Annotated in this window: 10 protein-coding genes, 3 tRNA genes and 1 rRNA gene; 12 read left to right on the top strand and 2 right to left on the bottom strand. The window is 27.6% G+C overall.

Annotated features, from left to right (window positions below; all coding sequences use genetic code 11):
* The 6 genes from rrf to ACQPVP_RS16825 all read left to right on the top strand — a co-directional run.
* Positions 1–113: ribosomal RNA gene (gene rrf / locus ACQPVP_RS16850) — 5S ribosomal RNA — on the top strand; the annotation flags it as partial.
* Between the two features lie 6 nt (positions 114–119).
* A tRNA-Ile gene (locus ACQPVP_RS16845) sits at positions 120–196 on the top strand.
* A 5-nt stretch (positions 197–201) separates the two neighbouring features.
* Positions 202–277 (top strand) — tRNA-Ala (locus tag ACQPVP_RS16840).
* Between the two features lie 380 nt (positions 278–657).
* Positions 658–807: a hypothetical protein gene (locus ACQPVP_RS16835; protein ID WP_430851925.1), complete on the top strand. Its 150-nt coding sequence runs from the start codon at positions 658–660 to the stop codon at positions 805–807.
* Positions 808–945: 138 nt separating this feature from the next.
* Positions 946–1389 (top strand): hypothetical protein, encoded by a 444-nt coding sequence (locus ACQPVP_RS16830; protein ID WP_430851923.1) that lies wholly within the window; start codon positions 946–948, stop codon positions 1387–1389.
* A gap of 27 nt (positions 1390–1416) precedes the next feature.
* On the top strand, positions 1417–1869 hold the full coding sequence (locus tag ACQPVP_RS16825) for a VanZ family protein (protein WP_430851921.1): 453 nt from the start codon (positions 1417–1419) through the stop codon (positions 1867–1869).
* A 10-nt stretch (positions 1870–1879) separates the two neighbouring features.
* Here the strand turns inward: ACQPVP_RS16825 and cls are convergent, their stop codons facing one another.
* Entirely contained in the window at positions 1880–3316 is a 1437-nt protein-coding gene (cls, locus tag ACQPVP_RS16820; RefSeq protein ID WP_430851927.1) for a cardiolipin synthase, read from the bottom strand.
* A gap of 565 nt (positions 3317–3881) precedes the next feature.
* On the opposite strand from cls, the gene fusA reads away from it, so the two are divergent.
* The 4 genes from fusA (at position 3882) to ACQPVP_RS16800 (ending at position 8824) form a co-directional block, all read left to right on the top strand.
* On the top strand, positions 3882–5957 hold the full coding sequence (gene fusA, locus ACQPVP_RS16815; RefSeq protein ID WP_430851919.1) for an elongation factor G: 2076 nt from the start codon (positions 3882–3884) through the stop codon (positions 5955–5957).
* A gap of 90 nt (positions 5958–6047) precedes the next feature.
* Positions 6048–6284: a hypothetical protein gene (locus tag ACQPVP_RS16810; RefSeq protein ID WP_430851917.1), complete on the top strand. Its 237-nt coding sequence runs from the start codon at positions 6048–6050 to the stop codon at positions 6282–6284.
* Between the two features lie 139 nt (positions 6285–6423).
* Complete coding sequence (locus ACQPVP_RS16805; RefSeq protein WP_430851915.1) at positions 6424–7662, top strand: competence/damage-inducible protein A; 1239 nt, start codon at positions 6424–6426, stop codon at positions 7660–7662.
* 232 nt (positions 7663–7894) lie between these two features.
* Positions 7895–8824: a lysostaphin resistance A-like protein gene (locus ACQPVP_RS16800; protein WP_430851913.1), complete on the top strand. Its 930-nt coding sequence runs from the start codon at positions 7895–7897 to the stop codon at positions 8822–8824.
* Between the two features lie 35 nt (positions 8825–8859).
* Here ACQPVP_RS16800 and ACQPVP_RS16795 read toward each other — a convergent pair whose 3' ends face one another.
* On the bottom strand, positions 8860–9294 hold the full coding sequence (locus tag ACQPVP_RS16795) for a hypothetical protein (protein WP_430851911.1): 435 nt from the start codon (positions 9292–9294) through the stop codon (positions 8860–8862).
* Between the two features lie 127 nt (positions 9295–9421).
* Here ACQPVP_RS16795 and ACQPVP_RS16790 point away from each other — a divergent pair.
* Positions 9422–9497: transfer RNA gene (locus tag ACQPVP_RS16790), tRNA-Phe, on the top strand.
* A 217-nt stretch (positions 9498–9714) separates the two neighbouring features.
* A complete protein-coding gene (locus ACQPVP_RS16785) occupies positions 9715–9909 on the top strand; it encodes a hypothetical protein (protein ID WP_430851909.1) in 195 nt (64 codons plus the stop codon).
* Positions 9910–10001: the final 92 nt, after the last annotated feature.

The following is a 10001-nucleotide window of genomic DNA, read 5'->3' as shown; positions in this document are numbered from 1 at the left end:
GTGATGATGGCGTAGAGGAAACACTCCTTTCCATTCCGAACAGGAAAGTTAAGCTCTACAGCGCCAATGGTACTGCATGGGAGACTGTGTGGGAGAGTAGGACGTTGCCAGGTAAATATGGATCTTTAGCTCAGTTGGTTAGAGCAACCGGCTCATAACCGGTCGGCCCGGGGTTCGAGTCCCTGAAGGTCCACCATATTTGGGGGTATAGCTCAGTTGGGAGAGCACTTGCCTTGCACGCAAGGGGTCAAGGGTTCGAATCCCTTTACCTCCACCAAGAAGTTATGGTAACATAGCTTCTTTTTTTACTTTTTAAGAAATTATAAAGATGCTATTTTGTAATTAGCTTTTTATAATTTCCTTCTTTTTTATAAAAATAATTTATAGAGTTTTTGTAGAGAATAATAAAATAAAAGCAATATTAATATAGTATAGTTTTATATATAATAAAAAATTAGTAAATTATTAATAAGAATGGTAATATAATATAGCAAATAGCTAAATATGTCGAAAAATTTAAAAAAAATTCTAAATTTTTAATTAGGAATAAAATATAAAATAATATATAATTAATATATAATTCAGTTGTTTAATATGAAATGTAAAAGTTTTAATGGAAAAGTTTTAAGGTCTTATCCTTAGATGGGGAGTGTTGGTATGGGCAAAAAGGATGAGTTAGAGGAAAAATTAATAAATTTGAAGTTAGAAAAAAGAGAATTAGTATTAGCAGGTAAAAATACAAATAGGATAGACGAACTTATAAAAGAAGTAGAAGATGAAATAAAAAAAATGGATGTTAATATTTAATAGGCCTAAAGTATAAGTTTAGGTCTATTTTACTTTCCTCGCTATATTAGAATAAATTATTCTTAGAATAATTTATTCTAATATAGCATATTAATTGTAAAGGAATAGTATCTTTCTAATTAAAGAGGGGGAGTAAAGATGATAAGAACTTTTGTATGTGAAAAAGACGGTTGTAGTGGGAACAGATTCTATTTAGAAAGTGGAGAAGATAATTTAAATTTAATTTGTGCTCAATGTGAATCTAGGTATAATATAGATGTAAGTAATAATGATTATATAGTATTACCGAATTGTTCTAGCTGCAATAATAATACATTTAAAGTTTATAGAGATTTAGATAAAAACAATGTTTATGTAAAGTGTTCAAATTGTGGAGCAATACCAGAAAAAATTTATGTAGATTCTGATGGTGTTCAGGTATCTTATGAAGCAAAACTACTTAATGATATAAAACAAATAATGAATTTAGTGGAACAAAGAATATACAATTTAGAAGGAAATGTTAAAGATTTAGAAAGAAGTCAAAATATTTTAGAGCAATCACTTGCTTATATAAATAGATATTTAGTTGAAAAAGACTAATATTTTAATAAACATAGGGAGAGGGTTATGAATAAAAACAAAAAGATAATAGCATGGATTATTTTAATAGCATGGATTTCACTAATTTTTATAATGTCTCATCAGCCAGGAGAAATTTCTAGTGGACAAAGTGAGTTAGTAATAAAAATATTTAGTTTAATTGGAATAGAATTAAACGATTATTTTGGAGAGCTTGCTACTTTAGTAGTTAGAAAGACAGCTCATTTTTCTGAGTATATGATATTATTTTTATTAGCTTATAATGTGACTAGATATTATGTTAATAACAATAGGAGAAGGGTTCTTTTAATAGCTTTTGTATTCTTATATGCTTGCTCAGATGAATTGCATCAATACTTTATTCCTGGAAGAGTAATGGCTTTTAAAGATGTGTTAATAGATACATCAGGAGGTGTATTAGGATATATTATTTCTACATTAATAGAAAAGTTTAAAGTTAGAAGATTAAAGACCAGCTAAATACTGGTCTTTATAATATTGAGGATAAAAGTCTGGAAATTCCATCTATAAACTTGCTTAATATAGATCTATCTTCATATTCTTTATAATTAAAACTTCTACAATTTTTAAGTAAGTTTTTAAATATAGTATCAATTTCTCTAGTTATATTTTCGTTATAGATAACAGTATTAATTTCATAGTTCAATTCAAAGCTTCTAATATCCATATTAGCAGTGCCAATTGTGCATATTTTTTCATCAACTGTTAATAATTTTGAGTGTATAAAAGAATCTTTATCATACATATAGATATTGGCTCCAGATTTTTTTAGTTCTGATAAATATGTTTGAGAAGCTCTATTTACTGTAAAATGATCAGCTTTTTCAGGGAAAATTAATGAAATTTTTATTCCACTTAAAGCAGCAATTTTTAATGAATCCATCAGACCTTCTGAAGGAATAAAGTAGGGTGTTATTATATTTATAGATTTTTTAGCACTACTAATCATTTTAATTAAAGCCTGCATAATGCTAGGAAATTCTGAATCAGGGCCACTTCTAATTATCTGCATAGGTATATTTCCATTAAAACTATGGTTTTTAAAGTAGTTTTCTATATTACTCAAGACAGATACTTGTTCATTATTATATTTTTTTATACTAGAGAAGTCATCCAAAAATACTGATTGGAGGCCAAGTACACAGTCACCTTCAATCATTATGTGGCAATCCTTCCAATCACCAAGCTTGCCTAATCCTAAATATTCATCGCCAATATTAATTCCTCCTAAAAAAGCAACTTTACCATCTATAATAACGATTTTTCTATGATTTCTATAATTAATTTGTGTGTTTATAAATCTTAAGAGAGGAGCTAATACATAAGAGTAAAAAACAACATCTACTCCAGCATTTTTTAAATCTTTAATGTATTTATGATTGAGCTTTATAGATCCAACCTTATCTATTATAAATCTTATTTTAACTCCTTCTTTAGCTTTTTGTATTAATATATCCTTTATTTCATTTCCAATTTTATCATTTTTAACTATATAATATTCAAGGTGTATATGATCACTTGCTCCTTGAAGTTTTTCTTTCATTCTTTTAAATTTTTCTACACCACCATCTAGTATAGTAATTTGATTATTAAGAAATAATGGTGAATATGAATTAGAAGCTAACAATGTAATAAGAGATTTATATTCTATTAATATTTTATTTTCTTTAAGTAGTGTGAAAGTGCTCAAATTAATTGCTTTTTCTTTTAAATTTTTATCAAGAGTATTTACTTTCCAGTTTCTTCCTAAGAATACGAATAGCATTAATCCTATAGGAGGTAGAATAATTAGAATTAACATCCAAGACAAAGTTTTTTCAGGTCTTTTTTTACCAAATAAGATAATTATAAAAATAATAAATAAGTTAACTATAAATGAAATAAAAAAAATAATTTTAAATGTAATTATTTAAACAACCTCCTTAAATATATTATGAAGAGAATTAAAGAAAATAATATATTTATAGTTTAATAATAAGTATAACCTATATTATATAATTTTAAGCTATTTATTAAATTCTATAATAGCGTACATTTTTAATTACTATATAGTTGAAATATTAGTCTACCATTAAGAGTAGGAATTTCATTAAATATTTAATGAAATAATAAATTTATTGTACATGATCTTTAGCGATTAAAAAAATTTTAGGTGTCTAAAATTAAGATATTAAGAGGATATTGAGTTTAGGGTACTTATTTATATTACAAATGAATAAAATAATATTAATATCATGTGAATAACAAATTAAATATTTGAAAAAATAGAGTTTGTTTGAATTATTCTATAATTAACATAAAATTTAGACTAGAGCTTACTTAAGATAATTTTTTATAAACACAGAGATTTTAAATTTATATACTGAAGAGTTTTAAAAGCATTAAAATAAATGCATTGATTCAAAAGCTAATCAGATTTTAAATGAAAGGTAGGTGGAATCATAATATTTGTTAAAGTATTATGAGTTAGTATGAAAAATTATACGATAAAAAACTTAAGGAATATTGCTCTAATAGGACATGGTGGATCAGGTAAGACATCTTTAATTGAGGCCTTATTATTTCGTACTGGGAATACAGAGAGGCTAGGTAGAGTTGAAGAAGGAACAACAGTATCAGATTTTGATCCAGAGGAAAAAAAGAGAGGAATATCTTTGTCTACTTCTATAACACCAATAGAATTTAATGATACTAAGATTAATTTAGTAGATATACCAGGATATTTTGATTTTTCAGGCGAACTTATACAGGGGATGAGAGCAGTAGATGTTGCTACAATAGTTATATCTTCAGTATCAGGTGTAAAGGTTGGAACAGAAAAAGCTTGGGATTATTGCAACAAAATTAAGTTACCAAGAACATTTTTTATAAATAAATTAGATAGAGAGAATGCAAACTATGACAAAACGCTAGCTCAGTTAAAAGAAGCATTCGGAATTAGCATAGTGCCTGTTCAATATCCAATTGGTATAGAAAATGACTTTAGAGGCGTAATTAATATAATATCTAAAAGAGCTAGAGTACATGATTCTAAAACTGATGAGATAAAAGAAGTAGATGTACCAGAAGACTTATTAGAAAAGATAGATGAATGTAAGAGAATGATAATGGAAGCTGTTGCTGAGACTGATGAGGAATTATTAGATAAATATTTTAGTGAAGGAGAATTAAGTGATCAAGAAATATATGATGGGCTTATAAAGGGGTGTGCAAATGGGGATATTGCACCAGTTATGTGTGGGAGTGCATTAAAGGTAATAGGAATGAGATGTTTTCTTGAAGACGTAGTAGAGTGTTTTCCATCACCTAAATATTCAATTCCACAAAAGGCTATTAATGTTAAGAATAATGAAGAGGTTTTCATACAACTTGATGAAGATAAACCATTTTCAGCTTTAGTATTTAAAACTATTGCTGACCCTTTCGTAGGAAAGATTTCATTATTTAGGGTTATTACAGGCAAATTATCTAATGAAATATCGGTAGTCAATAGTAATAAAGATAAGATAGAAAAATTATCTAACATATTCTTTATGAGAGGAAAGAGTCAAGTTCTTACTAGAGAAGTAGTAGCAGGAGATATAGCTGCAGTTGCAAAATTACAATATACTGAAACCGGAGATACCTTATGTGATATTAATAATAAGGTGATTTATGATAAGATGAATTTTCCTAAACCAAATATTTCAATGACGGTATTAGCAAAAAACAAGGGAGATGAAGATAAAATATCAGCATCTCTTCAAAAGTTATTAGAAGAGGATCCTACTTTTACGGTAAGAAGAGATACTGAAAATGCAGAGACTATAATTTCAGGAGTTGGAGAAATTCACTTGGAAGTTATTGCGAGTAAATTAAAAAATAAATTTGGAGTAGAGGTTATTTTAAGAATTCCAAAGGTACCATATAGAGAAACAATAAAAGGAGTTGCAGATGTTCAAGGGAAGCACAAAAAGCAATCAGGTGGGCATGGACAATATGGAGATGTAAAAATTAAGTTTGAGCCAAGAAATGATGGAGAAAGTGATTTAGAATTTGTGGATAATGTTGTAGGTGGAGTTGTTCCAAGAAACTTTATACCTGCAGTTGAAAAGGGATTAAGAGAATGTATGGATAAGGGAGTTTTAGCTGGATATCCAGTAGTTGGTTTAAGAGCAACTTTACATGATGGTTCATACCATCCAGTAGACTCATCAGAAATGGCATTTAAATTGGCAACTTCCATTGCTTATAAAAAAGGCTTGGAACAAGCAAAACCAATATTATTAGAACCAATAATGAAAGTTGAAATATTTGTTCCTGATGAATATATGGGAGATATTATAGGCGATATTAATAAAAGGCGTGGTAGAGTATTGGGGATGGAGCAAAATGGGAGGCTACAAAAAGTAAGCGTAGAAGTTCCTTTATCGGAAATGTTTAAATATACTACGGATTTAAGATCTATGACTCAAGCAAGAGGAAGTTTTACAAGTGAATTTGAAAGATATGAAGAGGTTCCAGAATCAGAGACTAAAAAAATAGTTGAAGATATTGGTAAAAAATAACTGAAAAAAAGGCGTATAAATAGTATTTTCCGAGAAAAAATAATATATATTGAATTTTAATTACAGAAGAATAAGCTTAGGAGGAATACTATGCCAGATTATAGGATGGATATAAATGGAGATTTGGGACTTGATGAGTATAGTAATATATTTGATTATATGAGTGTTGTAGATATTAAGGATAATTTTATAATAACATTAGGAAATGATGAGAAGGAAAATATAAATATTATAACTTCTATGCTTAAGGATAGTAAATTTTCTATAGTTAATGAGGGAATTGATGTTAATGGAAAATACTATATAAATGCAAGTAAAAAAGAGTAATAATGGCATTAATTAAATTTAAAGTGGGACCATATAATAGAAATTCACTATTCATATAGGTCTCATTTTAATTAATTATTTGCCTTTTATTAATTTATGGTAAAATATTAAATATAATCTATATTATAGGAGGGAAAATATGAAAGCAGAATTAATATCAATTGGAACAGAATTATTATTAGGAGATATTGTAAATACTAATGCACAGTTTTTAGCTAAAGAACTTGCGAATTTAGGTATAGATGTATATCATCAATGTGTTATTGGAGATAATGAAGAAAGAGTATTAAGGGCATTTAATGAAGCCTTTGAAAGATGTGATATGATTATAACAACAGGAGGATTAGGACCAACTCAGGATGATTTAACTAAGGAGCTTGGGGCTAAATATTTCAATAAAAAAATGATACTTCATGAGCCTTCATTAGAATGGATAAAAAATTACTTAGATATTAAAGATGAAGAAGTATTAGAGGCTAATAAAAATCAGGCATATTTTCCAGAGGATGCAATAATACTACCAAATGAAAAAGGAACTGCACCAGGTGCAATAATATCTGAAAATAATAAGACACTAATTATATTACCTGGGCCACCAAAAGAAATGAAATTAATGTTTACTAATCATGTGGTTAAATATCTTTCAGATATAACAGGAGAAGTTATTAAATCTAAAACTTTAAGGATATTTGGAATTGGCGAAAGTCTAATGGCTAAAAAAGTAAATGATATAATTCAAAATAGCATTAACCCTACTGTCGCACCATACGCTAAAGATTATGAAGTTACTTTAAGAGTTACAGCAAAAGAGAAAAGTGAAGAAAAGTGTGAGGCTTTAATAAATCCAAAATGTGAAGAAATAAAATCTATTCTTGGAGAATATATATATGGAGAAGGAGAAACTTCATTAGATACTGTTGTAGCAGAAATTTTATGTGATAAAAAATTAAGTATATCAACTGCTGAGTCTTGTACTGGGGGAATGATAGCGGAAACATTGATATCTTATCCTGGTATATCAGAGGTGTTTAAAGAGGGAGCCGTTACATATTCTAATGAATCTAAAATGAGAAGACTTGGAGTAAAGAAAGATACTTTAAGAATTTTTGGTGCTGTAAGTGAAGAAACTGCAAAGGAAATGGTAGAAGGTATAGCTAGGGAGGCTAATACGGATATTGCCATATCAACTACAGGTATTGCAGGACCAAGTGGTGGGACTGAGGAAAAACCAGTTGGATTAGTATATATTGGGGTATATATAAAGGGAAATGTGATTGTAGAAAAGTTTAATTTTACAGGTGATAGAGAAGCTATAAGGAGAAAAACTACTATGAATGCATTAAATACATTAAGAAAAGAATTAATAAGGAATTGTTAAAATAAAAATAAATAACCCCCTTATGTTAAAACACTTAGGGGATTATTTTCGTATATAAATAAAATGGGGGAGAGGCGATTAACTGTGGAAATTTTCTCGCTTCATTTATAAGTATGTACATTAAGTAAGATTACTATACATTATTTACAAAAAATAATATTATAGAAAAATAGACTACAATAATAGTCTATAGGATTAAAATATATAAATATTTTGTGGAAAGGATTGAAATATGACAAAAGTTTTTAAAGCAAATATATACTTCTTAATTATACTTCTTATAGAAGTATTTGGCCCTTATGCCTTGAGGCCTATTTACCTTACTATTGGGTTAAGTGATACAAGATTAATCTTATTGTTTAATCATCTAATATTATTTCTAATTCCAGCAATAATATACCTAATAGTAACAAAATCATCCTTTAAAGATACATTAAGACTAAATAAATTACATTGGAAAGATACATTATTGATAATATTGTTAGGATTTATAGTTCAGCCAGTTATGACTTTCTTTTCATTAATAGCTACCTTTTTCTTTAACAATGAGGTTGGTTCTTTTATTTCTGAAATAAATTCTACACCATATTTATTGTTATTAGGATTAGTAGCACTTTTACCATCTATAACAGAAGAAATTACGATAAGAGGAGTAGTCCTTTCTGGATATAATAATCAAAATAAATATGTTGCAGCTTTAGTGACAGGATTGTTTTTTGGAATACTTCATTTAGATCCACAGCAATTTTTATACGCTACAGTTTTAGGATTTATTTTTGCCTTAGTAGTTAGAATTACAAATAGCATATATGCATCAATGATAATACATTTCATTGTTAACGGTACATCTGTAACTTTGGCTAAAATTTCTAAAATAATAACAGATAGCTTACCAATAGCAAAAGAGGCAACAGAATTAACTCTAAGAAATATATCCTTTGGAGAAAAGATGTTACTTTTATTAGTTTATGGATTTATAGCTATAATCTTTTCAATTTTTATATTTCTTATTATATATGCTCTAGAGAAATTAAATGAAAAAAGAAAAATAGAACAAGGAAAAATATTAAAAGAAGAGGAATTTATAAAAGAAAAAGTAATAGATATACCATTCATATTAATTATAATAGCATATATAGTGATTATGGCTATTACAATGTAAAAGAAGTTAGGAGTTGTAAGTTCTCCTAACTTCTTTCAATTTACTTTAGATATAGAGGATGCCCCACTATAAAATATTGAAATATCCATAGAATTAACCCAGCCCCTGCAATTTAGATTACTACTACTTGGAATATTGATATAAAACCAGGTTTCATTATCTATCTCTGCACAATCTAAAATTCCAACCTCGGTACTATAATTTATTTCTTTTAGAATCTCTGAAGATAATAAAGGTGATAAATATAATCTGGAATTTGCCTTTAATGTACCTCCTTTATAACTAGGTATAATAAATTTTACAGATAAATTACTTATGCTTTTTCTGCTATTATCATATTTATTTCTTACTATAGAGTATTTATTTCTAGTAATAAGTAATTGCTTTCTTAATAACTCTATCTTTTTGTTATAATAAAAGTAAGTAAAGATTAAACATGCAATAAGTAAGATAAAAATTATATATTTCATAATACACTCCGAACAATGCTATAGTTTATTATATTTTATAAAAATAATAAAAATAACTTAGATTTTAAAATATATATAATAAATCGTTGACATATTGTTGAAAATTTATTAAAATAAATATCGTCAAGGCTCGATAGCTCAGTCGGTAGAGCAGAGGACTGAAAATCCTCGTGTCCCTGGTTCGATTCCTGGTCGAGCCACCAGGTAAAGCTAACTAATTTTATTAGTTAGCTTTTTTGTTATTCTTTAGGCAATTATAAAGCTATTAACATATGAATAACTCTTTATAAGTTAATGAATTGTTTACTATATTCTTATAGGAAATTAATTATACTTTAAGTTTTAGTTAAGGATTATTTAAGAAGTATGAATTAGAATATAAATATAACAGATTTAATTAATAAAAGGGGTGTATTATAGTTGGAAAAGTTAATTTTATCAGATCAAGATTATGATTATTTAGCAAAGGGGATAGCTTTAGGAGCAGGAATAGGAATACTTCTAGGCATATTTGTAGATGATATAATATTAGCATTTTCAGCATGTACTGTAATTGGGATAATTTCTTCACTTGGATATTCAGTTTATAAAAAGATAAAATATAGAAAGATATGAAGGGCTGTCGCACAAACCAATGTCACTTAGTTAACATTATGGCAGCCTAATAAAAACATGAAGCTATCGCTATCTGTATAAAAAATCCGCTA

This window comes from Clostridium nigeriense (assembly GCF_050585265.1).
GTDB classification, from domain to species: Bacteria; Bacillota; Clostridia; order Clostridiales; family Clostridiaceae; genus Clostridium; species Clostridium nigeriense_B.
The sequence above is the reverse complement of the archived record's forward strand: the minus strand, read 5'-3'. Positions and strand labels throughout refer to the sequence as shown.

What these genes read in the sequence shown, in the direction of transcription:
- ACQPVP_RS16835 (WP_430851925.1), top strand. Translation starts at nt 658, where the DNA reads ATGGGCAAAAAGGATGAGTTAGAGGAAAAATTAATAAATTTGAAGTTA.
- ACQPVP_RS16830 (WP_430851923.1), top strand. Translation starts at nt 946, where the DNA reads ATGATAAGAACTTTTGTATGTGAAAAAGACGGTTGTAGTGGGAACAGA.
- ACQPVP_RS16825 (WP_430851921.1), top strand. Translation starts at nt 1,417, where the DNA reads ATGAATAAAAACAAAAAGATAATAGCATGGATTATTTTAATAGCATGG.
- fusA (WP_430851919.1), top strand. Translation starts at nt 3,882, where the DNA reads ATGAAAAATTATACGATAAAAAACTTAAGGAATATTGCTCTAATAGGA.
- ACQPVP_RS16810 (WP_430851917.1), top strand. Translation starts at nt 6,048, where the DNA reads ATGCCAGATTATAGGATGGATATAAATGGAGATTTGGGACTTGATGAG.
- ACQPVP_RS16805 (WP_430851915.1), top strand. Translation starts at nt 6,424, where the DNA reads ATGAAAGCAGAATTAATATCAATTGGAACAGAATTATTATTAGGAGAT.
- ACQPVP_RS16800 (WP_430851913.1), top strand. Translation starts at nt 7,895, where the DNA reads ATGACAAAAGTTTTTAAAGCAAATATATACTTCTTAATTATACTTCTT.
- ACQPVP_RS16795 (WP_430851911.1), bottom strand. Translation starts at nt 9,294, where the DNA reads ATGAAATATATAATTTTTATCTTACTTATTGCATGTTTAATCTTTACT.